Annotated in this window: 19 protein-coding genes; 9 read left to right on the forward strand and 10 right to left on the reverse strand. The window is 40.5% G+C overall.

Annotation, left to right across the window (positions count from 1 at the left end; all coding sequences use genetic code 11):
• Positions 1-258 precede the first annotated feature (258 nt).
• Positions 259-1,122 carry a glutamate racemase gene (gene murI / locus PROVRUST_RS17495; protein ID WP_006816237.1) on the reverse strand — a complete coding sequence of 288 codons (864 nt, stop codon included), beginning with the start codon at positions 1,120-1,122 and terminating at the stop codon, positions 259-261.
• Positions 1,067-2,959, reverse strand: a complete 1,893-nt coding sequence (btuB, locus tag PROVRUST_RS17500) for a TonB-dependent vitamin B12 receptor BtuB (RefSeq protein ID WP_039855910.1) — start codon at positions 2,957-2,959, stop codon at positions 1,067-1,069. Before btuB ends, murI begins: the two co-directional genes overlap by 56 nt.
• A 483-nt stretch (positions 2,960-3,442) precedes the next feature.
• Here btuB and trmA point away from each other — a divergent pair, with 483 nt between their 5' ends.
• Positions 3,443-4,540: a tRNA (uridine(54)-C5)-methyltransferase TrmA gene (gene trmA / locus PROVRUST_RS17505; protein WP_006816239.1), complete on the forward strand. Its 1,098-nt coding sequence runs from the start codon at positions 3,443-3,445 to the stop codon at positions 4,538-4,540.
• Positions 4,541-4,611: 71 nt separating this feature from the next.
• Here trmA and PROVRUST_RS17510 read toward each other — a convergent pair whose 3' ends face one another.
• Together PROVRUST_RS17510 and fabR are read right to left on the reverse strand one after the other, a co-directional pair.
• On the reverse strand, positions 4,612-5,001 hold the full coding sequence (locus tag PROVRUST_RS17510) for a YijD family membrane protein (protein WP_039855911.1): 390 nt from the start codon (positions 4,999-5,001) through the stop codon (positions 4,612-4,614).
• Between the two features lie 13 nt (positions 5,002-5,014).
• Positions 5,015-5,671: an HTH-type transcriptional repressor FabR gene (fabR, locus tag PROVRUST_RS17515; RefSeq protein ID WP_006816241.1), complete on the reverse strand. Its 657-nt coding sequence runs from the start codon at positions 5,669-5,671 to the stop codon at positions 5,015-5,017.
• A gap of 336 nt (positions 5,672-6,007) precedes the next feature.
• Between fabR and sthA the strand changes: the two genes are divergently transcribed.
• Positions 6,008-7,405: a Si-specific NAD(P)(+) transhydrogenase gene (gene sthA / locus PROVRUST_RS17520; protein WP_006816242.1), complete on the forward strand. Its 1,398-nt coding sequence runs from the start codon at positions 6,008-6,010 to the stop codon at positions 7,403-7,405.
• A gap of 89 nt (positions 7,406-7,494) precedes the next feature.
• Here the strand turns inward: sthA and oxyR are convergent, their stop codons facing one another.
• Positions 7,495-8,400 carry a DNA-binding transcriptional regulator OxyR gene (gene oxyR, locus PROVRUST_RS17525; RefSeq protein WP_006816243.1) on the reverse strand — a complete coding sequence of 302 codons (906 nt, stop codon included), beginning with the start codon at positions 8,398-8,400 and terminating at the stop codon, positions 7,495-7,497.
• 1,432 nt (positions 8,401-9,832) lie between these two features.
• Here oxyR and PROVRUST_RS17535 point away from each other — a divergent pair.
• The 3 genes from PROVRUST_RS17535 to PROVRUST_RS17545 all read left to right on the forward strand — a co-directional run bounded on the left by PROVRUST_RS17535 (position 9,833) and on the right by PROVRUST_RS17545 (position 11,059).
• Positions 9,833-10,165 carry a hypothetical protein gene (locus PROVRUST_RS17535; protein WP_006816246.1) on the forward strand — a complete coding sequence of 111 codons (333 nt, stop codon included), beginning with the start codon at positions 9,833-9,835 and terminating at the stop codon, positions 10,163-10,165.
• Positions 10,166-10,278: 113 nt separating this feature from the next.
• On the forward strand, positions 10,279-10,611 hold the full coding sequence (locus PROVRUST_RS17540; RefSeq protein ID WP_006816247.1) for a fimbrial protein: 333 nt from the start codon (positions 10,279-10,281) through the stop codon (positions 10,609-10,611).
• Positions 10,612-10,723: 112 nt separating this feature from the next.
• On the forward strand, positions 10,724-11,059 hold the full coding sequence (locus tag PROVRUST_RS17545; protein ID WP_006816248.1) for a hypothetical protein: 336 nt from the start codon (positions 10,724-10,726) through the stop codon (positions 11,057-11,059).
• Between the two features lie 216 nt (positions 11,060-11,275).
• Here the strand turns inward: PROVRUST_RS17545 and argH are convergent, their stop codons facing one another.
• From argH to argC, 4 genes are all read right to left on the reverse strand, one after another.
• Entirely contained in the window at positions 11,276-12,652 is a 1,377-nt protein-coding gene (gene argH / locus PROVRUST_RS17550; protein ID WP_006816249.1) for an argininosuccinate lyase, read from the reverse strand.
• Between the two features lie 80 nt (positions 12,653-12,732).
• A complete protein-coding gene (locus PROVRUST_RS17555; protein ID WP_006816250.1) occupies positions 12,733-13,953 on the reverse strand; it encodes an argininosuccinate synthase in 1,221 nt (406 codons plus the stop codon).
• A gap of 69 nt (positions 13,954-14,022) precedes the next feature.
• On the reverse strand, positions 14,023-14,799 hold the full coding sequence (gene argB / locus PROVRUST_RS17560) for an acetylglutamate kinase (protein WP_006816251.1): 777 nt from the start codon (positions 14,797-14,799) through the stop codon (positions 14,023-14,025).
• A 34-nt stretch (positions 14,800-14,833) separates the two neighbouring features.
• Positions 14,834-15,838: an N-acetyl-gamma-glutamyl-phosphate reductase gene (gene argC, locus PROVRUST_RS17565; RefSeq protein ID WP_006816252.1), complete on the reverse strand. Its 1,005-nt coding sequence runs from the start codon at positions 15,836-15,838 to the stop codon at positions 14,834-14,836.
• A gap of 102 nt (positions 15,839-15,940) precedes the next feature.
• On the opposite strand from argC, the gene argE reads away from it, so the two are divergent.
• The 4 genes from argE to gadC all read left to right on the forward strand — a co-directional run bounded on the left by argE (position 15,941) and on the right by gadC (position 21,835).
• Positions 15,941-17,095, forward strand: a complete 1,155-nt coding sequence (gene argE, locus PROVRUST_RS17570; protein WP_006816253.1) for an acetylornithine deacetylase — start codon at positions 15,941-15,943, stop codon at positions 17,093-17,095.
• 234 nt (positions 17,096-17,329) lie between these two features.
• Positions 17,330-18,214 carry a methylenetetrahydrofolate reductase gene (gene metF, locus PROVRUST_RS17575; protein WP_039855918.1) on the forward strand — a complete coding sequence of 295 codons (885 nt, stop codon included), beginning with the start codon at positions 17,330-17,332 and terminating at the stop codon, positions 18,212-18,214.
• Between the two features lie 594 nt (positions 18,215-18,808).
• Positions 18,809-20,209 carry a glutamate decarboxylase gene (gene gad / locus PROVRUST_RS17580; RefSeq protein WP_006816255.1) on the forward strand — a complete coding sequence of 467 codons (1,401 nt, stop codon included), beginning with the start codon at positions 18,809-18,811 and terminating at the stop codon, positions 20,207-20,209.
• Positions 20,210-20,287: 78 nt separating this feature from the next.
• Entirely contained in the window at positions 20,288-21,835 is a 1,548-nt protein-coding gene (gene gadC, locus PROVRUST_RS17585; RefSeq protein WP_006816256.1) for a glutamate/gamma-aminobutyrate antiporter, read from the forward strand.
• Positions 21,836-21,891: 56 nt separating this feature from the next.
• On the opposite strand, the gene ppc is transcribed toward gadC, so the two are convergent.
• Positions 21,892-24,531, reverse strand: a complete 2,640-nt coding sequence (gene ppc, locus PROVRUST_RS17590) for a phosphoenolpyruvate carboxylase (protein ID WP_006816257.1) — start codon at positions 24,529-24,531, stop codon at positions 21,892-21,894.
• Between the last annotated feature and the right edge of the window lie 118 nt (positions 24,532-24,649).

Genomic DNA, 24,649 nt, shown 5'->3' on the forward strand with positions numbered 1-24,649 from the left:
ATTTCTTTTGGAAATCGACTCAGTTTTTATCAACTTAGGTCGTTGTCGCGAGGTGGCGTATATTACGCTTTCCTCAGTGAGAGTCAAGCATTTTTTTGCTTAATCTTTTCAGATTCTCTCGCTGCCGGTTCAGTGTCCATCGCGCTTTGCGTTGGCTTGTTCCCGGTCAGTGGATGCGCATTATAGGGAGTCAGAAAAATCTGGCAACCCTTTTTTTAAAGTTTTTTTCTGATTGGTCACACATCCATCAAATTCGACTTAAATAGCTAGTTTTTTCAGCGATTTAAAGCCCTCAGACTCCAAAACTGGGCGTAATTCCTGTAAAGCGTCATTCATTAGCATGCAATATGCAAAGTCTTCTTCATTGGAATTAGCGATTTCAGCCTGATTATTGATCAGCCAAACCGTTCTTCTCGCAATGGCAGCTCCTGAATCAATAAATCGAGTGCCGTTTGGAAGTACTTTTTCGAGCTCTTCTACTATAAGAGGGAAATGGGTACATCCAAGGATCACAGTATCAGGTGCTTCTTTCATTTTGATCCACGGTCTTATCGCTTGAGCAACTTCATCTAATGGCAACGTTTCACCATGTAATTTTCTTTCGGCTAACTGCACTAACTCTGCTGAGCCTAATAAAATGACTTTGCAGTCTGTTGCAAAACGCTCAATCAGCTCTTTAGTGTATTCTCGATTAACAGTGCCTTTTGTCGCTAATAATCCCACGATACCATTACGAGTTAGTTTGGTTGCGGGCTTAATCGCCGGAACAACCCCAACAATCGGAAATGTAAAGTGCGCGCGGAGGTTAGGTAGGCTCACCGTGCTTGCTGTATTACACGCAATGACGGCGATTGTTAGCGGATGTTTTTTAGCAACGGCATTAACAATTTGATAAACCCGCTCAATAATAAACTCTTCCGTTTTTTCACCATAAGGGAAGGCTTCATTATCAAATGCATATATATAGTGTGCATTTGGGAGCATTTTTTTAACTTCACGGTAGACAGATAACCCGCCCACTCCGGAGTCAAACACCAGAATGGTCGGGCGAACAGATAGGTCGTTCTTAGAAGTTGTAGCTTCCTGTGAGGAAATATTCTCTTCCAGCGGTGCGATAACCATACGCGCTCTCATAGTCTTTATCGAACATATTAGCTATTTTACCACGAATTGTGAGATGTGAAGTGATTGGATATGCAGCAGTGATATCCCAAAGGCTAACGCCACCTACTTTAGTGCGTAGCCCATTCCCCATTTTATCGTAACGAGTACCTATATATTGATAAGTGAGCCCCATATCTAAATTATACACAGTCCAATCAAGTTGATATTTTACTTGTTGTTTCGCTCTTCTCAGTAAAACCTCATCTTTTTCTTTATCTCTTGGGTCGGTATATTGATAAGTTATTTGGTGATGGAATATTCCTGTATTAACCTCGCCAACCCATTCAAGACCTTTAATTTCTGCTTTACCAATATTTTCATAAGTACTAATTGGATTACCATATTTATAGTCAATCAAATTATTAATATCATTATGATATGTGTTTAATTGCCAAAATAATGGGCCAGTTTTACCTTCAATCCCAATTTCCCATTGTTTACTTTCTTCCGGTTTTAAATTTGGATTACCTTTTGTTGTTCCCCAATCAGATGATGAATATGCATATAATTGGCTCAAATTAGGAGCTTTATATGCCGTCGCATAAGAACCAACAAGTTTATAGCCTTCATAAAATTCCCAGCTTAATCCTGATTGCCACGTTGTATGCCAATTAAATTCTGAATGATGATCTGAGCGAACCGCAGCTTCAGCCACAACTGAATCGATAAGTGCATACTGACCTGTTAAATAAACTCCGGTATTATTTAACGTTTGTTTTTCACTTATCATTGTATAGCCACTTGGCTCAATGCTCTGATGTTGATAATCAATGCCAGCGCTAATATTACCTTTTTCTAGCCGGTAGCTATTACCCCATTGGAGATTGTATTGCTTCGATTCATCTAAATTCGAAAATTTTGCATACTGCCCATATTTTGGGTCATAGTTATAATCTTTTGTTGTACCGTAGCTGCCCATCAACATCGTTGAATATTTATCATTATGATATTTCAAGCCAGTTTCATAGGTACGGCTATATAACTTACGAGTATCAACTTGAGAATCCGCATATTTATCATAATAAGCGTCATAATCGGTTCTATTGTCATACCCATAGGCTCTCGCATAAGCAATGATGTCAGATGAAAACTGATGCTCAACACCCAACCATAATGACTTACTCAAAAATCCATCTTTATCTGGCTGTACCCTATCACCACTAAATCCCCTCGCCTCCACATCAAACCCCGTTGTATGTGTATAAGCTGCCGCCCCTGTTACCGTTGTATTCTCACCAATTTTTTGCTGTGTTGAACCGTTATAGTTTTGATATCCATAAGAACCGATACCCGCATTCAATGTTGTCCCATCGTTATCACGACGAGTAATAATATTGATAACACCACCAATAGCATCCGAACCGTAGACCGCAGATCGCGCGCCACGAATATATTCAATGCGCTGAACCAACGAGATCGGAATTTGGCTCATATCAGAAGAACCGGAAATTCCCGCTTGATTTAAACGAACACCATCAATCAAGACCAAAACATGACGAGATTCAGTTCCTCTAATAAAGAGGGAACTTAATTGCCCCATTCCACCACTCTGAGCAACGTCCACGCCCGGTAACCGCCTTAATACATCAATCACTGAATTTGATTGCCAATGATCAATATCTTCACGAGTCACAACGGTAACAGGTGCTAATATAGAAGAAAGGGGTTGTTCGAAACGATTGGCAGATACCACCATTTCATCAGAAGAGTTTGAATTCGCACTTGCCAAAGAGGAAATACCACACAACACTGTCAGAGTTACCACCGAAAGCGGTAGCGACTTATTATTATTCATTTTTTTATACTCGGAAAATCAATAAAATTAAGATTCCGCGACGTTGAATATAAGGTTCGCGCTAATATTCAACAAAGCGATAAGGAGCGTGGTAGGTATCGGACTTATAAAGTGGCAAGTTGAGTTTCTATATATGAAGTAAAAACGATATATAAAATGACAATTTAACCTGTTATATCCCCTAAATAATTCAAGTGACATGTAGGCAGCAAGCGAAGATATCCCTAGGAGCATACTGAAGTATGTGACTAGGGTAGCTGAGCGATGCCAACACCCATGTAGCTTGAAGAATGACGGGGATACCTTAATTACCGTTGCGCGTCAGTTCTGGACTCTCACCAAATTCCCTAAAACCACAGCCAATCATCCTAAGTTGAATAGTTGTCAGTGTCTATGAATCGATAATGAAAACTGGACATCTTCGCCACTTGCCCTACAATTTCGCCCCTGATGTAAATATTGACTGTTTTATGGGGCCATATAATGCAAAACACCTTGCACACCGAAGATTACGAGCTGCAACTTGCAGAAAAAATTAACCGTCTAAAGAGTTTGATGGCCCCTTATGCTGCGCCTGAACCTGAAGTTTTTTCATCTAGCAAATCCCACTACCGCATGCGTGCAGAGTTTAGAATTTGGCATGATGGTGATGATCTCTTCCATATTATGTTTGATAAAGAGACAAAAGAACGTATCCGAATTGAGTCTTTTCCTGTCGCTAGCCAGCTTATCAACGACATGATGGTCGAACTTTTACCTTTACTGAAAAAAAGTGAATTATTGCGTCATAAATTATTTCAGATCGACTATTTATCGACTCTAAGTAATAAACTGATTATTTCCCTGCTTTATCATAAAAAATTAGGGGATGAGTGGATTACTGAAGCTAAGCAATTAAAAGCTGATTTAATCGCAAAAGGTTTTGACGTTCAGGTTATTGGGCGTGCATCAAAAACAAAAATCATGCTAGACCATGATTATGTGGATGAAATTCTGCCTGTAAATGGCAAAGAGATGATTTACCGCCAAGTAGAGAATAGCTTCACGCAGCCTAATGCGCAGGTGAATATAAAAATGTTAGAGTGGGCAATTAACGCGACTCAAAACTCTACTGGTGATCTTCTAGAGCTCTATTGTGGAAATGGAAATTTCTCTTTAGCACTAGCTCAAAATTTTAATAAAGTTTTAGCCACTGAAATTGCCAAACCATCTGTGCAGGCCGCCCAGTACAATATTGAAGCAAATAAAATTGATAATGTGCAGATCATCCGAATGTCAGCTGAAGATTTTACTCAAGCGATGAAGGGTGTTCGAGAATTTAGACGGTTAGACGGTATTAATTTGGCAGATTACCAATGTAATACTATTTTTGTGGATCCACCTCGTAGTGGTTTAGATGATAAAACAGTACAGTTAGTTCAGGAATATGACCATATTTTATATATTTCCTGTAACCCAGAAACCCTATGTGACAATTTGGCCGAGCTAACTAAAACCCATAAAGTTGAAAAGTTGGCACTGTTTGATCAATTCCCATACACCCATCATATGGAAAGTGGTGTATTACTCACTCGACGTTAAGTCACGTCCATAAAAAAACACCGGATTCTAGCTGAGAATACGGTGTTTTTTATTTCTAACCCACGGAATAATTAGTGGTCAGTTTCTTCTTCTAATTCAATTTGCTGTTGCTCTCTTTTACGAGCCTTCCAACTGGTATACATCCACAGTGCAATAATAACGATAACAGTAGCAGGAATAAAATTAGAACCCACTTCAGGATGTTGGACTCGTAAAATTGCCGCGTAACCAAACATACCTAAAAAAAGGCTACCCGCGACAAATTTTGGCAACCCCATCGGCATTGCATGATGTAAATAACGCTGGTGTAAACAATAAACAGCTAAAATTAAAGCAATAATAGGGAAAATAGAAAATTCAACTGAGGAGTTGAACAGCGCAGAGAACGTTCCATGAGTCGATAAGCCAACTACTAGAGACAATAGTAATGTGCTTCTTTCATAATTTTTGTGGTCCGTCATTGTGTCTCCTTTACTATTTGTTTAAATCAGGGTCTGTTTCATTCTGTTTTTCTTGTTCACGGCGATACCAGTAATAAGCGCCTTTAGCTATCATTCGTAGCTGTAATACCAACCGCTCTTCGAGATGACGACGTTTGTCTTCATCAATATCCAGTGCTTCAGCACCCGCACTAAATACAATAGTCACCATCGCCTCGGCTTGCATTTCCGTAAAATAACGGGGCATACGATTTTCTAGTTCAAGATAATCTGCTAATTCTGCAATAAAATGCTGGATTTCCCGCGCCACTGCAGCACGAAACTCAGCAGAGGTTCCTGAGCGCTCACGCAATAATAACCTAAACGCATTAGGGTTATTACCAATAAACTCCATAAAAGTGGAGACTGATGTACGGATCACACTCCCGCCTTTTGCGATACGCTGCCGCGCTTGTCGCATTAATTGGCGTAGCATCAGACCACTTTCATCAACCATGGTCAGCCCGAGTTCATCTACATCTTTGAAATGACGATAAAACGAAGTTGGTGCGATACCTGCCTCACGAGCTACTTCACGTAAGCTGAGACTAGTAAAACTACGCTCTGCACTTAATTGGCTAAATGCCGCTTCGACCAGCGAACGACGAGTTTTTTCTTTTTGTTTTGCTCTAACGCCAATAGTGTTGCTCACGATATTCCTAATTTCTATGCAATTAAACGTCGTTAATATATCAAAATATAACTTTCCAACGCGCCCATACCTTAAGCATACCTGAAATTTATTAATCTAGTTCAATGAAAAAATGACTCTATCTGCAATTTAACTATTTTCAGAATTTCACCCAACTCATTTTTTCTACGCTGTGTCTTTTATCGACTTTTTTTCTATAAACTTTTTATATACTTTGCTCGCTTTGATTTTCATCTGCTTTCTTTACTTATTTGTCTTTAGGATTTCGAATTGAGACAAGATGGCAAACGAATGTTACTATCACAACGTCCCTAGAATTAAAACAGGTCTTACCTCATGCAACATACCCATTTTGATGCAATTGTCATTGGTTCAGGTCCTGGTGGTGAAGGTGCCGCTATGGGGCTGGTCAAACAAGGAAAAAACGTTGCTGTTATAGAACGTTATAACAGTGTCGGCGGTGGCTGTACCCACTGGGGAACCATTCCCTCTAAAGCCCTTCGTCATGCTGTCAGTAGAATTATCGAATTCAACCAAAACCCACTTTATAGTGATAATTCCCGCAGTTTACGCTCCTCATTTTCTGAAATTCTCAAACATGCCGAAACCGTTATTAGTCAGCAAACACGCATGCGTGAAGGCTTCTATGAACGCAATGGTTGCCAGATGTTTTCTGGTGAAGCAACGTTTGTTGATGATCAGCATGTTAGTGTTCGCTATGCTGATGGAAGTTGTGATGTGCTGAGTGCTGATAAAATTATTATCGCCACAGGCTCCCGCCCTTATTGCCCTTCAGATGTCGACTTTACCCATTCCCGAATTTATAACAGTGATACAATTCTTAACCTGTCACATGAACCTCGCCATGTCATTATCTACGGTGCTGGTGTGATCGGTTGCGAATACGCATCTATATTTCGAGGATTAGGCGTCAAAGTTGATTTAATCAATACCCGAGATCATTTATTGGCATTCCTTGATCAGGAAATGTCAGATGCACTGTCTTACCATTTTTGGAATAGCGGCGTAGTTATTCGCCATAATGAAGAATATGAAAAGATTGAAGGCTTAGATGATGGAGTCATTGTTCATCTGAAATCAGGTAAAAAAGTTAAAGCGGATTGCCTGCTATTTGCCAACGGACGTACTGGTAATACCGATAATATTGGATTAGCAAATGTAGGTATTGATGCTGATGGTCGGGGCTTAGTAAAAGTTGACCATGCGTATCGTACCAGTAATGAGCATATTTACGCAGTCGGTGATGTTATTGGTTACCCAAGTCTAGCCTCTGCAGCTTATGACCAAGGACGTATTGCAGCTCGAGCAATCACTTCTGGTTTAGGTAATGCCCATTTAGTTGAAAATATTCCGACCGGTATTTATACCATCCCTGAAATCAGCTCTGTCGGTAAAACAGAACAAGAATTGACAGCGATGAAAATACCGTATGAAGTGGGTCGTGCTCAATTTAAACATTTAGCACGTGCACAGATTGCAGGAATGAATGTGGGTAGTTTGAAGATCCTCTTCCACAGAGAAACGCTTCAAATTCTAGGTATTCACTGTTTTGGTGAGAGGGCGGCTGAAATTATTCATATCGGTCAAGCTATCATGGAACAGAAAGGTGAAGGTAATACCATCGAGTACTTTATCAATACCACATTTAATTACCCAACTATGGCAGAAGCCTTCCGCGTTGCCGCATTAAATGGTCTCAATCGACTATTTTAATTTCTCAAGTGATTGTCTGGTGCACTCAATGGGCTCCAGCAATCACTCTTCGATTTTTCTTCTTTAATTACTCTCTATTTACTAAATGCTTACTTTTTGTTTTTATAATAATTATCCATTGAATTATAAATAGTTTCAGCTAGCTGCTCATAGCGACCGCGAAGTGGGGAACCTGGGCGATAAACTAAAACAATCCTACGTTTTGGTTCTGGCTCAATACAGTTCAAGTAACATACCCCATCACGACAAGCTTCATGTGGTACCGCCAAATCAGGTAATAATGTAATCCCGCTACCCGCAGCGACCATATTTCTTAGGGTTTCTAAGCTGGTTGCTCTAAAGTGGGTATCTTCCTTCGCCCCGGCTTGGAAACAAAATCCCATTGCTTGGTCACGTAGACAATGCCCATCTTCTAACATCAATAACTTCTCACCCGCAAGCTCGCTCATTTCAACCGTATCACGATCATGCCATGGATGATTCTCATAGATTGCAAGCTTCATCGGCTCTTCAAATAATGGAACGGCAATGAATGGTTCCGTTTCTTTTACATCAGCTAAAATCGCACAGTCTAATTTCCCGCTATCTAATTGAGCAAGTAACTGCTGGGTTTGAGCTTCATGTAAATAAATTTCGAGTTTTGGATGGACACGATGCAGTTCAGGAATAATATGCGGTAATAAATAAGGTGCAACCGTTGGAATAAGTCCAATATGCAATGGCCCCGACATACTTTCACCCTGCAACGCAGCCATTTCTTGCAATAATTTTATTTCTCTTAGAATTGTTCGGGCCTGCTCTACCAGCAATAAACCTTGCTGAGTAAATAGAACTTTTCGGCTTGTTCGCTCTAAAAGCATCACTCCTAATTCTTCTTCTAGCTTACGAATCTGTCCACTTAATGTAGGTTGACTTACGTGGCAAGAATCCGCAGCGCGTCGAAAATGCTTATGCTCTGCGAGTGCAACTAGATACTCCAGATCACGAATATTCATCTGTCTTTTTCCTTTCGTTAGCCTTACCTACATAGGTAATACCAATCATTATAATGAAATTATAATGTTTCATCTATTGATATAATTAATCGAAAAAATTTGTTTGATTTTTTAGGAATCTTCTCATTAAATATGAAACAGAATGTAATACAAAGAAACCAAATATGTTGCAGGCGACTTCTCGAAAATATCAATTGCCTATGAAAATATCAAATTAAACTTAATTTTCGTACATGCCCAATAAAAAAATAACAAACAAGTAAAAATGGGACTAAGAAATTTTAATTATAGATTGTGATATTCAATAAGTACCTATGAACTAGTACAAAATGTTAATTTTTTCTGTACAATAACTTTTAAAGTAGCTATCGGTAGAAATAATCATTTAAAATCAAAATAAGCTTCATAGTTACCATTGAAAAGATAACCAAAGAAACTAACTGCATGTTTTTTATGTAATACTTTTTAATATATTCAAAGTTGAATTATTAATGCTTCAGGCGAATAATTAGCCCGCTCGAATATGACGCAAAAATGTAATAAACATAAAAATATTAATTTCACTTACAATTTTATGTTCTTGTGCCGCTTGGCTTACTAAGGAATCTTCAATACATATGATATCGAATATGAAAAACATATTGTTTATCAGAAAAAACGGAATATTTGCACTTAGTAGCTTTAATTCAAAACCATCTACCATAACGATGGTAAAAACATAAAACACCTATAAAAATTTGTAATAACAACATTAATATGGAATTTATAACTCTGGTTATATCCGAGATATGGATCTAGATGATGATAGTTATGTAATTTCATTATGATAATACTAAATAAACGATCTAAAGAGCATAAGAGATAAAACATCCATTTATGATGAACATGTTTCATTTTGTAAGTAAGAAAGCATAATTTGTAATATCAATAGATATATAATATTCGATGAATACCCATATAGTAGTATATGTACGTCTCAATATACGCAGTTTTATTTATATAAACATAAATCCTATATTAAGTATTCACTATGAATGAAACATTTTGTTATATTTTCTTTCATCACTCACTAATGTTTGTAAAATTTTATATAAAAATAAATTAAAAATCCTAGCGAAACACTATCAACTCACTCAACTTTATTTTACGTGTAATGGGTGATTGCAACCAAAAAAAGATATAAAAACTAAAAACAATAAAATAAAAAGAATTTAAATTTAAACTAAACGAATTTTTTAGCTTAATAAGCTAAAGTTATTTTGATTGTTAAATTGATTGAGACATATTTAAATTGGCTATAACTATTATATTTACACACACTTAACAGAATGTGATTTACACCTTTTGCGAGTTTTTGCACATATAATAGCTTCATTGAAACAACACATATCAAACTTTACCTTATTAAATAACTAGGTCTGGAGAATACACCATGTTTAAGAAAACTATTATCTCAGCATTATCTTTAGGATTAATGACTGTATCTTTATTATCAACTCCAGCACATGCAAAAAACAATCAAACAACTGTTAGCTTTAAAGCAGCTATTGTTGTGCCTCCATGCTCTTATAATATTAAAGAGGGAAATGTCGATTTACAATGTTTTAATAATGATAGTAATAAAATGAAAACAACATCAATTGATTTTAAAAACCATGCAAAATCCACTGAATGGAAAACATTAGATAATAATCGTGGTACATACCAATTGAATTGGACTAATAAAGACAAAGGTTTAGCTATGTTTACCGTTCAACACGTATAGTTTTATATTATTGTTCTAAATTTAACTAAATCATGAATACACCCTCAACTGATATATTTAAATATCAGTAATGGATGCTTATTCTCTAAAAAATCAAAATAGGAATTACTACCATGTTAAATAAAACTATTTCAACCTTATTATCTACCTTATTAATATCTAGTGTTCTATTCACATCTCAAGCACTAGCCAAAGGCAATCAAACAACAGTTACCTTTAAAGCTGCGATTGTTATTCCACCGTGCTCTTATAATGTGCAAGACAACAATATGAACTTAAACTGCTTCAATCAAACAAAAAATAAGATGGAGTCAACCGCTATCGACTTTAAAAAACAGAGTAAATCCCTTGATTGGAAAGAGTTAAGTGATAACCGTGGAATATATCAATTGAAGTGGACTAACCAAGATAAAGGCTTTGCTATGTTCTCTGTACAACACGCTTAAAAGTTAATATTTATCACCATAAAGAATTATAAAGAAAATAGGTAGTCAGCCGATATTTTATCTATCTGCAATGGCTTCGTATTGCCTAAATAACCAAATTCGGAGAATAAAAATGTTAAAAAAATCGACGCTTATCTTATTACCGTTCGCATTAATGGCAACTACCTTATTAATAAATAATGCAAATGCAACAGCGAATAATCAAGCAACTGTGACATTCAAAGCTGCGATCGTTTTTCCTCCATGTACATATGACGTAAATGAAACCAATGTCAATCTACGATGTTTTAATGTTGAAGAATATAAAATGAAATCATCATCCATTGATTTTACAAAGCAAGAAAAATCAGCAGAATGGAAAGCATTGGATAATCATCGTGGTATTTATCAGTTCAATTGGGATACTAAAGAAAATGGCTTAGCGGTGTTAGCGGTTCAACACGCATAGCCATATCATGGATATCTTTTGGAAATAGAATATTAATAACGCATCAACATTGAGTCATAACCCTAGCTATGCCTGATTAATACAAATGGAAGGTGTTTATGAATAACATTGTTATTCATAAAGTAAATCATCCAGAATGAATAAATTGATATGTTAATAATATCTAGAAAAAAGTGTGATGGAAATTGGGGTAGTTATGCTACCCCCCATTTTTAACTACATTTCTAAGCGAGCTTTCGCATCCTCAATGGCTTTCACCACTTGCATTTGAGAAACCCCGCCTTTTGCTAAACGCTTATCAAGACATGATTGTAGCGATAAAATTTCATATACATCCAATTGGATAACTGAACTGAATTTCTGCAAATCACTCAATGCCATCTCTTCCAGTGCTTTTCCTTGTGCAATAGCTGTAACCACGGCTTCACCCACAATATGGTGTGCTTCACGGAATGGAACCCCTTTGGCGACTAAATAGTCCGCCAGCTCAGTGGCATTTGCATAACCTTGTTTTGCTGCGTCTTCACAACGTGCACGACGGATTTGAATACCATCCAGAACCAACACCGCCATATGCATGCAGTCCAACCAAGTATCTAACGCATCAAATAACCCTTCTTTATCTTCCTGCATATCTTTGTTATATGCCAATGGTAAACCTTTGAGTGTCATCATCATGCCCGTTAATGCACCTTGTACACGCCCACATTTACCGCGGATCAGCTCAAGGGCATCAGGATTTTTCTTTTGAGGCATTAATGATGAACCTGAAGTCACTTTATCAGAGAGCTCAACAAACCCAGCTTCACCACTATTGAAGAAAATGAGGTCTTCAGCAAAACGAGATAGATGCACCATACCGATACTTGCATCCGATAATAATTCCAATACATGGTCCCTATCAGATACTGTATCCAAACTGTTGCGGGTTGCCGATGAGAAACCTAACCATGATGCAAGTTGCTCACGATCGATGTCATAAGCCGTTCCTGCTAATGCACCACAACCTAATGGACTGACATCCAAACGCTTCAATGTATCTTGTAAACGGCTTTCATCACGCGCCAACATTTCACTGTAAGCTAAACACCAATGGGCAAACGTTACTGGCTGCGCACGCTGTAGATGGGTATAGCCCGGCATCACTGCATCTTGATTATTTTCTGCGGTGATCACCAACGCTTTTTGTAACTCCGTCACCGCTTCCAGTAGCAACGCCACTTGGTCTTTACACCAAAGTTTTAAATCCGTGGCGACTTGGTCATTACGGCTACGACCTGTATGCAGTTTTTTGCCTAAATCACCCACTTTATCAATCAGCTTACTTTCAACCCAACTGTGGATATCTTCTGCGTCACTTTGCAAAATAACTTCAGGGTCTGCTTGGACTTCTGCTAATAATTCATTCAGTGCTTGTTCAAGAGATTTTTGTTCGCTATCAGACAGAATGCCGACCGTAACTAATGCTTTTGACCATGCTACAGATCCCACAATATCTTGCTGCGCTAAGCGATAATCGAAACGCAGTGAATCATTGAATAGTTTAAACCGTTGATCTGCCTGTTGACTAAAACGTCCACCCCAAAGTGCCATAACGAATCCCTACCTGATTGATAAAATAAGTGTTTCACCCGACGACACATTAATGCCGCCGGGGTAATGCATATTAACGATTATTTGGCTTTATTCTGCTCTTTCAGCGCACGGATACGTGAAGAGAGTGAATATAGACGAATGAAGCCACCAGCATGGCTTTGATCGTAAACTTCATCTTCACCAAAGGTTGCAAACTCTTCAGAGTACAGGCTCTTATCCGCTTTTTTCTGAATAGCCATCACTTGGCCTTTGTACAACTTAAGAACGACCTCACCGGTCACATCCTGCGCTAATGATTCAGCCGCTGCTTGCAGAGAGTGACGCAGTGGTGCAAACCAGCGACCGTCATAGACGACATAGGACATTTCCAGACCTAACTGTTCACGCCATTTGTAGCTATCACGATCTAATACCAGTTGCTCGATGCCACGCAGTGCTGCCATCATGATGGTGCCCCCCGGAGTTTCATAGCAACCACGAGACTTCATTCCCACTAAGCGGTTTTCCACGATATCAATACGACCCACACCGTGTTTCGCACCTAACGTATTCAACGTTTCTAAACAGCCCAATGGAGATAGCTCTTTACCATTCACTGAAACGACTTCACCGTGTTTCACACCTACGGTCACTAATTCAGCTTCATCCGGTGCATCTTTCGGATCGACAGTCCATACCCAGCAATCTTGGTTAGCTGCATTCCACGTGCTTTCTAATACACCACCTTCAGTAGAGATATGCCATGCGTTCTCATCACGACTATAGATTTTTTCTAAGCTAGCGGTCGTTGGGATATTACGTACTTTTAAGTAATCCAACAGCGCTTCACGGGAACGTAAATCCCATTCACGCCATGGCGCAATCACTTTCAGTTGTGGAGCCAACGCAGTATAAGTGCTTTCGAAACGAACTTGGTCGTTACCTTTACCTGTTGCGCCATGAGCAACAGCATCCGCACCGACTTTCAGGGCAATTTCAACTTGCGCTTTAGCGATAATAGGACGCGCCATTGAAGTCCCTAGCAGGTAGCTACCTTCATACAGTGCACCTGTTTTCAGAACGGGGTAAATGTACTCTTTGATGAACTCTTCACGCAGGTCAACCACGTAGCACTCAGATGCCCCCGATTGCAGCGCTTTTTTCTCAACGCCAACGAGGTCTTCTCTATCCTGACCCACATCCGCGACGAAAGCGACAACTTCACAACCTTCGTAGTTTTCTTTCAACCATGGAATGATCGCCGAAGTATCTAAGCCGCCAGAGTATGCTAAAACAATTTTCTTGATGCCGTTTTTCATAACTTACCTATCCCAATTCTGTTTAATTAAATGTGTTATTTATTTTTTGCTCGCAAATAAGTTAGGTACTTACGACGCAATAATTCGTGTACCAATGGCGGTACCATTAAATAAGGCGGGTAACTGTTCCGCATGGCGCCAGCTAGCGATATCTACAGGGCGTTTTAATGTGGTAGCCGCATCTAAGGCCGCATTAACCTTAACAATCATGCCATCGGTAATAATGCCTTGGTCAATCAGCTTTTGAGCTTTATCCGTGGTCATTTCATCAATTTTTTGACCTTTACCATCCAGAATGCCACTAACATCAGAAAGCAAGACTAAGTCTGCATCTAAGGCTTGTGCGATAGCGGTTGCCGCTTGGTCAGCATTCACATTCATAAGTTGCCCCTCATCGGTAATTCCAATGGAGCTAATAATCGGTAAATAACCACCAGATAAAAGTAATTTCAATAACTTAGCGTCACCAGGTTTTGCGCTTCCTACATGACCCAACTCATCATTAATTTGGGTAACAACCGCACTGTGACCGTCACCAAGGGATAAACCCACAGCCGGTTGTTGGTGCTTAATCGCCCAGGCTAACAATGTTTTATTCGCTGTTCCCGCTAACGCCCCTGTAATAATATCGATTTGGTCCGCAGGAGTTACACGCAGGCCTTGTTTCTTCACAACCGGCAATTGCAGTTTTTGCATTAATTCATCAACCAAGCATCCCCCACCATGCACAATCACCAGTTCACGCTGATGAGCCTGACGGTAGGTTTGGATAGCCGTAAATAATCTTTCGAGAGCTTCTTCGCTATCAAGTAGCACGCCGCCCAATTTAATCACTAAAGGTTGCATGGAGATTTATCCTTAATAAATTGCCATAAAAGCATTAAAGTAATGACTGCGTTTCGTCGAAACCAAACCGAATATTCATGCACTGAACGGCTTGCGCTGCTGCACCTTTTAATAGGTTATCTTCTGTCCCCACTAAAATCAGGTGCTCACCTTTCAATACAAAACCAATGTCACAAAATGGCGTTCCCACAACGGATTTTAGTGCAGGAACCCCGTTGTCATATAAACGGACTAATGGTTTATTTTGATACGCATCTTTAAATGTTTGGCTAATTTGCTCCGCTGTAACGCCGGCTTTCACCTTACAAGTGATTGTTGCCAGTATGCCCCGTGCAAAGTTGCCTAAATGAGGCGTGAAAATCACCTCTCTTCCTAAATGTGTAGCGATTTCCGGTTGATGGCGATGAGTAAAAATACCGTATGGCTGTAAGCTTACTTCGCAAAAACTGTTAGTCATTGAGGCTTTGCGTCCTGCTCCTGAGACACCGCTGGTAGCGTTGATCACCGGCCACATGTTTTCATCCAGCAGATCAGCTTCAATCAATGGCTTTAGCGATAACTGAGAAACTGTTGGGTAGCATCCAGGCACAGCAATCAGCTGCGCCTGACGGATTTTATCGGCTTGCCATTCTGCTAAACCGTAAACTGCTTGCATTAACCACTGGGTATTTGTATGTTCAAAACCGTAGTATTGTGGGTAGAACGCAGCATCTTGAACCCGATAAGCTCCTGAAAGGTCAAACACCACACAACCGGCTTCTAGAAATTGAGGTGCAATATCATGGCTAACTTCGTGGGCAGTCGCGAGAAAAACAATATCAATGCCTTGTGCCGCTACAGCCACATCCGTTAATGGCTGTACAGGAAGGTCAATAATACCTTTATACTGAGGATGTAAATCAGAGAAGCATTTACCCGCATCAGCACTTTGTGCGGATACCATCAGACCGGAAAGATGAATTTCAGAATGACGCTGTAAATATGCTGCTAATTCCGCTCCAGTATAGCCACTGGCCCCGATAATGAGTGTGTTCAACATGTGTATTCTACCTTGTACTCGTGACCCAAACAGTTTAATGTGTATTTTTATTCAAATAAAGTGCATGAATATTGATACTATTATGGATAAAGGCTGTCAACAGTGAATATTAAATTACCTGCATTTATTGAGATTTATCGTCAATTAATAGCAACTCCATCGATTAGTGCGACCGATTCTCATTTGGATCAGAGCAATAAAGCGCTTGTTGAGCTATTAGGTGGATGGCTAGAAACTTTAGGCTTCTCGGTGAATATCCAACCCGTTCCCGATACCCGAGACAAATATAACTTGTTAGCCAGCATTGGTGAGGGTAACGGAGGATTGATGCTGTGTGGTCATACCGATACCGTACCTTTCGATGATGGCCGCTGGAGTAGAGATCCATTCAAACTCACCGAACACGATGGCAAGCTGTATGGCCTCGGTACCGCAGATATGAAAGGCTTTTTTGCCTTTATTATCGATGCATTAAGGGATGTCGACCTCACTACGCTCAAACGCCCGCTACATATATTAGCAACCGCGGATGAAGAAACTTCAATGGCGGGTGCGCGCTACTTTGCAGCGAATACGGCATTGCGCCCTGATTTTGCCATCATCGGGGAGCCAACGTCATTGCAACCAATACGGGCGCATAAAGGTCATCTTTCTAATGCAATTCGTATTACAGGCCAATCAGGGCATTCTAGTGATCCTGCTCGTGGGGTGAATGCCATCGAGTTAATGCATGAATCTATTTCCCACTTAATGACATTGAGAAATACATTAAAAGAACGCTATAACAATCCAGCATTTGTCATTCCATATCCAACCATGAATTTTGGTCATATTAATGGCGGAGATGCAGCAAACCGTATTTGTGGCTGCTGTGAATTACATATGGATATCCGCCCTCTTCCTGGATTGACACTGCAAGATCTCGATGAATTGCTAAATGAAGCTTTAGAACCCGTTCGCGCCAAATGGCCAGGGCGTTTAGCCATTGAAGAAATGCACCCTCCGATTCCAGGATACGAATGCCCGACTGACCATAAAATGGTGGCAGTCATTGAACAATTACTGGGTCAAAAAGCGGCAACGGTCAACTACTGTACTGAAGCACCGTTTATCCAAGAACTGTGCCCAACCTTAGTGTTAGGTCCCGGCTCCATTGAGCAAGCCCATCAGCCTGATGAGTTTATTGATATGAATTTCATTGAACCGACACGTCAGTTAATCAGCCAAATGGTCGAACACTTCTGTTTTACTGAATAATTTTCACCTCACGCGGAGTAACTCTACTCCGCGCATTTCCCCATCATGAATTTTTTTCCTGTTGCGACTGAAAAAACATCAGTGCCAAATTTGATTTAAGAGTTGACTCTCATTGAATATCAAGTAATCTCTATTTAGACGTCTAAACGTATAGAAGTTTAAATGGATAGAGAACATTGAACAATTAATTAAAACAACTAAATAATCAGTCTGCTAATGGCGAGGTCACAGGGTATGAGTTTCTTTCACGCAAATCAGCGCGAGGCGCTAAATCAAAATTTGGCTGAATTAGATGGTCAAATTAATGTCTCATTTGAATTTTTCCCACCTCGCTCAGCGGAAATGGAACAAACGTTATGGAAATCTATCGATAGACTGAAAAATCTAAAACCCAAATTTGTTTCCGTAACCTATGGAGCCAACTCAGGTGAGCGAGATAGAACCCATAGTATAATTAAAGATATCAAAGACAAAACAGGCTTAGTGGCTGCACCACATTTAACCTGTATTGATGCTAACCCAGAAGAATTAAAATCTATCGCAAGGGATTACTGGAATAATGGTATCCGACATATTGTCGCCCTACGCGGTGATTTACCCGATAACAGCAATAAACCCGAAATGTATGCAACCAATCTGGTGGAGCTGTTAAAAAATGAAGCCGATTTTGATATCTCAGTTGCAGCTTATCCCGAAGTCCACCCAGAAGCGAAAAGTGCTCAGGCTGACCTGATAAACTTGAAGAAAAAGATTGAGGCTGGAGCTAACCGTGCCATTACCCAATTTTTCTTTGATGTGGAAAGTTATTTACGTTTTCGTGACCGCTGTGTTTCAACAGGCATCGATGTCGAGATTGTCCCGGGAATTTTACCCGTATCGAACTTCCGCCAGCTAGAGCGATTTGCTAAGTTGACCAATGTCCGTATTCCAACATGGATGAGCAAAATGTATGAAGGGTTGGATAATGATCCTGAAAGTCGTAATTTAGTCGGCGCTTCAATTGCGATGGACATGGTGAAAATTTTAAGTCGTGAAGGCGTTAAAGATTTTCATTTCTATACGTTAAATCGTTCTGAACTGACCTATGCAATCTGCCACACATTGGGTGTGAGACCTTAATTAACGATTTATACCCTTCTCAAATATCGGGTTAATTGTGTCTTGCCACTAATTAGCCCGATTAATTAGCTTCATTTTCAAAATTCAATATCATCAATATTAGACTAAATATTTGTTATTTTTAAAATAAATCAAGAATATATTTTTAAAAATAACCGAAATATTAAGTTAAAATTCAAAGTAAAATACATCTCAATAAGAGCATCCATTATTGAGCACTCTATATAATATGATAAATATTATAGTAAAACGCTATTTCATTCTTATTCCATATACCCATAGATATTGAGTGGCAATTATGCAAATCCCATTCATTTCATATAAATATTTATTCATCCACTTGATATGTAATGAATTTTCACATTAAATCACTTATTGAAAATTTATATTAACAATGTTGATAATTTGTTATACCTGATTAACTTCAAATTTAAATCATATTTACCATCAAAACGAATAATGGAAACAACTGCAAATTAAATAAGATTAATCCTTTAACGAGCTTTATTTAGATTTATTTTTGTGCTTATATCAAATACAAGAATCTTAAATCCTTCTAGTAATCAAAACTCAATTATTGAGGAGATTCGTTGTATGAATAATAAATCAGTATCTTCAAAATATAGTGAATTAGATGATGTCTATGCATCATTAGATTTATCTCAATCATTACCAAAAACGAAGTTTCCAACTAAAGAAAGCGATCCACGCAACGTATTTAGTGCGGTACGTGATGAGTTAATGCTAGATGGTAACTCCAGACAAAACTTAGCGACGTTTTGCCAAACTTGGGTTGATGATGAAATTCGCAGCTTAATGGACTTATCTATCGATAAAAATATGATCGATAAAGATGAGTATCCACAAACTGCAGAAATTGAAAACCGCTGTGTCCATATGCTTGCCGATTTATGGAACTCCCCAGACGCACAAAATACGTTGGGCTGCTCCACCATTGGTTCCTCTGAAGCAGCAATGCTTGGGGGTCTTGCATTAAAATGGCAATGGCGTAAAAAACAAGCAGCAAAAGGTAAACCTACCGATAAACCAAACTTAATCTGTGGCCCCGTACAAATCTGCTGGCACAAATTTGCACGTTATTTTGACGTTGAGCTTAGAGAAATTCCTCTCGAAGGCGACCGCCTGATCATGACACCAGAAGAAGTTTTAAAACGCGTAGATGAAAACACCATCGGCGTTGTGCCGACTTTGGGCGTCACTTTTACTTGCCAATATGAACCAGTTAAAGCGGTTCATGATGCACTGGATAAACTGCAAAAAGAAACGGGCTTAGATATTCCTATCCATGTGGATGGAGCGAGTGGTGGCTTCCTAGCGCCTTTCTGCGCACCGACACTTGAATGGGACTTCCGTTTGCCACGCGTCAAATCAATCAATGCCTCCGGACATAAATTTGGTTTAGCACCATTAGGTGCAGGTTGGGTTATTTGGCGTGAAGCGAAAGACTTACCTGAAGAGTTGATTTTTAATGTTAACTATCTCGGCGGTAACATGCCAACCTTCGCATTAAACTTCTCTCGCCCGGGTGGACAGATCATCGCTCAGTACTACAATTTCCTACGTTTAGGCCGTGAAGGCTATGCAAAAATTCACAATGCCTGCTACGCCACTGCACAATACCTTGCTCGTGAAATCGAAAAACTGGGACCATTCGAAATGATTTTCGATGGTGACAGTGCTAGCGGTATTCCAGCCCTCGCATGGAAACTGAAAGATGATGTGAAAAACAGCAATTATTCCTTATACGATATTGCCGATAAACTGCGTAGCCGTGGATGGCAAGTCCCTGCTTACTCAATGCCGGCGAACCGTGAAGACCTGGTTATCCAGCGTATTCTTGTACGTCACGGCGTCAGTTTAGATCTGGCATCTTTATTAATTGAAGACTTTAAACGTACCTTAGATTATTTCGATAAACATCCTGTCAGCAAACCGCTATCTGAAGAAGAAAGCGGTGGTTTCAATCACAGCTAATTATTAAGCCGTTCATCCAGTCGGCGTATTTCTTTCTACGCCGACTGATTCTATGAAACATATGTCAGGAGAATATGTATGGCGACGTCAACCGCTGCTCCAGCAGCAAAACAACTCACCTTATTAGGTTTTTTTGCAATCACCGCATCCATGGTTATGGCGGTGTATGAATATCCGACATTCGCCACTTCGGGTTTCAGCTTAGTCTTCTTTCTGTTATTGGGTGGTCTACTGTGGTTTATCCCTGTCGCCTTATGTGCCGCTGAAATGGCAACGGTAAAAGGTTGGGAAGAAGGAGGTGTTTTTGCTTGGGTTTCCAACACCTTGGGAGAGCGTTGGGGATTTGCAGCAATTTCTTTTGGTTATCTACAAATCGCGATAGGCTTTATTCCGATGCTGTATTTCGTGCTCGGTGCGCTATCCTATATTCTTGATTGGCCTGAACTTAACACCGATCCAGTCACGAAAACTATCGGGGCTTTAGTGATCTTATGGGTTCTGGCATTCACACAATTTGGCGGTACAAAATACACGGCAACTATTGCTAAAGTAGGTTTCTTTGCAGGGATTCTGTTACCTGCATTGATCTTAGTCGGTCTCGCAATCAGCTACCTGATGAGCGGCGCACCTTTAGCAATCGAAATGAGCACTAAAACCTTTTTCCCTGACTTTACCCAAATTGGAACATTGGTTGTTTTCGTTGCCTTTATCTTAAGCTACATGGGTGTTGAAGCTTCTGCGACCCACGTTAATGAGATGAAAAACCCTGGTAGAGATTACCCTGCCGCAATGTTTTTATTGATGATTGCCGCCATCTGTTTAAGTTCGATTGGTGGGTTATCTGTTGCAGCTGTTATTCCAAACAGTGAAATCAACCTTTCTGCTGGTGTGGTACAAACCTTTAAAGTTTTAGTGACTCACTTTAATTCAACCTTTGAGTGGGCTGTGCGGATTATTGTCGCATTACTGTTACTTGGGGTATTAGCAGAAATCGCCTCTTGGATCGTAGGCCCTTCGCGCGGTATGTATGTAGCCGCACAAAAAGGGATACTGCCGAAAAGTTTTGCCAAAGTGAATAAAAATGGCGTGCCAGTCACGTTGGTTATTTCTCAGTTACTGATCACTACCGTGGCTATTATTGTTCTCACCAATACAGGTGGTGGCGGTAATATGTCATTCCTAATTGCGTTGGCATTAACTGTGGTTATCTACTTATGCAGCTACTTCATGCTCTTCCTTGGCTACATGCATTTAGTCTGCAAACAAACTGACCAACAACGTTCCTTCAATATTCCGGGCGGAAAAGGTGTCAAACTTGTCGTTGCGACAGTGGGGCTCATCGTGTCAATTCTTGCCTTCTTTGTCTCATTCTTCCCGCCAAGTTCACTGCCTGGTGGCGCAGATGCAACCACTTACGTCACGTTGTTAGGTGTTAGCTTCGTCATCATTTTCTTACTGCCATTTATTATTTACGCATTCCATAATAAAGCCGGTAAATCCACTAACGTATCCATGGTGCATATCAAAGCCCATAATGCGCCAGTGAACCATTTCTTTATTCACCCTCGTGCCCGTTCAGCGTATGAGTTGGTACATAAAGATCAGAAAAAAAGCAAAACGAAATAACCCATAAACATAAGAGGCTGCCAATCGGCAGCCTCTTCACTTCTAACAATAAACCTCTAACCCGTATTACGCATCCCAGCTGCAACACCAGCAATCGTCACCATCAACGCTTGCTCAACGCGAGGGTCTGGATGCTCTTGCTGGCGAGAGCGATGAAGCAATTCGGCTTGCAGCACGTTCAATGGATCCGTATAAACGTTACGTAATGCGATAGATTCCGCGACCCATGGCAAGTCGGCCATCAACGCTTCATCCTTCGATACTGCCAGCACACTTTTAATATCTTCCGATAATTGGTCACGCAGCTTCTGTCCTAATGGCCATAAACGTTTTTCAACCAGGCGATGATCATAGTATTCCGCCAGCCATAAATCCGCTTTCGCGTACACCATTTCCAGCATCGCTATACGGGTTTTAAAGAACGTCCATTCCTGCCACATTTCATCAAGAACGGCTTGCTTACCTTCTTTCTCAATGACATGTTTCAGCGCAGCGCCTGCACCTAACCACGCCGGTAACATTAAGCGGTTTTGTGTCCATGCAAAAATCCATGGGATTGCGCGTAACGTTTCCACGCCACCCGTTGGTCGACGTTTAGCTGGGCGAGAACCTAATGGCAGTTTACCCAACTCTAATTCCGGTGTAGCAGCACGAAAATAAGGAACAAAGTCAGGCTGCTCACGGACATAATCGCGGTACATTTCACAAGAGACTTCGGACAGCGTGTTCATCACCGCTTTCCATTCTTCTTTCGGCTCTGCGGGAGGCAGTAAGTTAGCTTCGAGGATCGCACTCGCATACATTGCTAAGCTACTGATAGTCACTTGCGGTAAACCAAACTTAAAGCGGATCATTTCCCCTTGTTCGGTAACTCGTAGACCGCCTTTCAGACTACCCGGTGGTTGAGAAAGTAGAGCAGAATGTGCCGGTGCACCGCCACGACCAATGGTGCCTCCACGACCGTGGAATAGGGTCAACTTCACACCCTCTTTTTTACACAGTTTAATTAAAGAGTCTTGCGCATGATATTGCGCCCAAGATGCCGCCATGACCCCCGCATCTTTTGCAGAGTCAGAATAACCGATCATCACCATTTGATGGTCACCGATTAGATTGCGATACCATTCAATGCTAAGCAGTTTGGTCATCACGCTTTCTGCATTATTTAAATCTTCCAGCGTTTCAAACAGAGGCGCCACTGGCAATTTAATGCAAGCCCCAGATGCTTTGAGTAGTAATTTAACCGCTAAAACATCCGATGGGACTTTTGCCATTGAAATGACATAGGCTGCGATGGAGTCTTTCTTCGCTTTGGCAATAACTCGGCAGGTTTCAAATACTTCCTGAGTTTCCGCTGAAGGTTGCCAATCTTGCGGGATCAACGGACGGCGAGATTGTAATTCGGTCAGTAAGAAACGTTGTTTTTCCTCTTCCGACCATTCGCCATAATTTCCTAGCCCTAAATATTCTGTTAGCTCCGACAATGCTTCCGTATGTCGAGTGCTCTCTTGGCGGACATCAATACGCACCAATTGCAGACCAAAACTACGAATACGGCGCAGGGTATCAAGCAGTGAACCATTGGCAATAATTTTCATATTGCAGGCAATCAGTGATTGATAGCAAGCGTACAGCGGATCCCATAATTGGGCATTATCCGTCAATAGGTCAGCGGGTGGTAAAACTTGCTCCCCTTTGACTCGACCCTCTAAATACTCGAGCGTTGAGAATAACTGGCTACGTAAATTTTTTGCGATTTGACGATAAGGTTCGTCAACATCATCACCACCCGCTAGGGCGCGTAATTCTGGGGTTGCTTCCGTCATGGAAAGCTCGGAAACCAATACTTGAATATCTTTGAGGAATAAATCCGCCGCTTTCCAACGGCTTAATAGCAATACATGGCGGGTGACTTCTGCGGTCACATTTGGGTTACCATCTCGGTCTCCCCCCATCCATGAAGTAAAACGAATCGGATTAGCTTCGACAGGTAATTCCGCGCCAATCGACTCTTCAAGTTGTTCATTGAACTCACGTAAAAATGCAGGAACACCTTCCCATAGGGAGTTTTCGACAACTGCAAAACCCCACTTTGCTTCATCAATTGGCGTTGGGCGAATTTTACGGATTTCATCGGTATGCCAAGATTGTGCGACGAGCTGACGCAGGCGGCGCATAATATTATTACGCTCGTAATCGGCTAAATCATCATGGTCAAGTTGGGATAAACAGGTATTCACCTCGACCAATTTATGGATCAAGGTACGACGCGCGATTTCAGTTGGGTGTGCCGTCAACACCAGCTCAATCGATAATTCTTCAACGGCTTTTTGAATATCTCCGTGACTAAAATCGTGCTCTTTTAAACGTCCAAATAATTTTTGCAGTGCAACTGGGTTACTTGCCGCTTCTCCGTGGGGAGAAATACTATGGTACTGCTCAGCCACGTTGGTCAGATTCAAAAACTGGTTGAATGCCCGAGCAACCGGTAGTAGCTCATCGTTCGTGAGATTTTGTAAGGACACCAATAATTTTTGGCGCTGAACTTCATTACCAGCACGAGAGGATTTGGATAGCTTACGAATGGATTCGACTTTATCGAGAATATCTTCCCCGAGAGCTTCCTTGATAGTATCGCCGAGTAGTTTACCCAACATACTGACATTACTGCGCATTGCGGAATATTGCTGATTCATGGGACTCCTGATCTTGTGCTGTTGGCAGGATGCCACCCCGTTTCTCATGAACGGTTAACAAACTGCTCTGGATTTCCTGTAAGAAAATTTCAGTCGGCTGTAATAATGTTTTGTGATG

It is taken from the genome of Providencia rustigianii DSM 4541 (genome assembly GCF_000156395.1).
Classification (GTDB): domain Bacteria; phylum Pseudomonadota; class Gammaproteobacteria; order Enterobacterales; family Enterobacteriaceae; genus Providencia; species Providencia rustigianii.

Excerpts from the sequence above, each read along its gene's own strand:
- murI (WP_006816237.1), bottom strand. The coding sequence starts at position 1,122 with ATGGTTATCGCACCGCTGGAAGAGAATATTTCCTCACAGGAAGCTACA.
- btuB (WP_039855910.1), bottom strand. The coding sequence starts at position 2,959 with ATGAATAATAATAAGTCGCTACCGCTTTCGGTGGTAACTCTGACAGTG.
- trmA (WP_006816239.1), top strand. The coding sequence starts at position 3,443 with ATGCAAAACACCTTGCACACCGAAGATTACGAGCTGCAACTTGCAGAA.
- PROVRUST_RS17510 (WP_039855911.1), bottom strand. The coding sequence starts at position 5,001 with ATGACGGACCACAAAAATTATGAAAGAAGCACATTACTATTGTCTCTA.
- sthA (WP_006816242.1), top strand. The coding sequence starts at position 6,008 with ATGCAACATACCCATTTTGATGCAATTGTCATTGGTTCAGGTCCTGGT.
- oxyR (WP_006816243.1), bottom strand. The coding sequence starts at position 8,400 with ATGAATATTCGTGATCTGGAGTATCTAGTTGCACTCGCAGAGCATAAG.
- PROVRUST_RS17535 (WP_006816246.1), top strand. The coding sequence starts at position 9,833 with ATGTTTAAGAAAACTATTATCTCAGCATTATCTTTAGGATTAATGACT.
- PROVRUST_RS17540 (WP_006816247.1), top strand. The coding sequence starts at position 10,279 with ATGTTAAATAAAACTATTTCAACCTTATTATCTACCTTATTAATATCT.
- PROVRUST_RS17545 (WP_006816248.1), top strand. The coding sequence starts at position 10,724 with ATGTTAAAAAAATCGACGCTTATCTTATTACCGTTCGCATTAATGGCA.
- argH (WP_006816249.1), bottom strand. The coding sequence starts at position 12,652 with ATGGCACTTTGGGGTGGACGTTTTAGTCAACAGGCAGATCAACGGTTT.
- PROVRUST_RS17555 (WP_006816250.1), bottom strand. The coding sequence starts at position 13,953 with ATGAAAAACGGCATCAAGAAAATTGTTTTAGCATACTCTGGCGGCTTA.
- argB (WP_006816251.1), bottom strand. The coding sequence starts at position 14,799 with ATGCAACCTTTAGTGATTAAATTGGGCGGCGTGCTACTTGATAGCGAA.
- argC (WP_006816252.1), bottom strand. The coding sequence starts at position 15,838 with ATGTTGAACACACTCATTATCGGGGCCAGTGGCTATACTGGAGCGGAA.
- metF (WP_039855918.1), top strand. The coding sequence starts at position 17,330 with ATGAGTTTCTTTCACGCAAATCAGCGCGAGGCGCTAAATCAAAATTTG.
- gad (WP_006816255.1), top strand. The coding sequence starts at position 18,809 with ATGAATAATAAATCAGTATCTTCAAAATATAGTGAATTAGATGATGTC.
- gadC (WP_006816256.1), top strand. The coding sequence starts at position 20,288 with ATGGCGACGTCAACCGCTGCTCCAGCAGCAAAACAACTCACCTTATTA.
- ppc (WP_006816257.1), bottom strand. The coding sequence starts at position 24,531 with ATGAATCAGCAATATTCCGCAATGCGCAGTAATGTCAGTATGTTGGGT.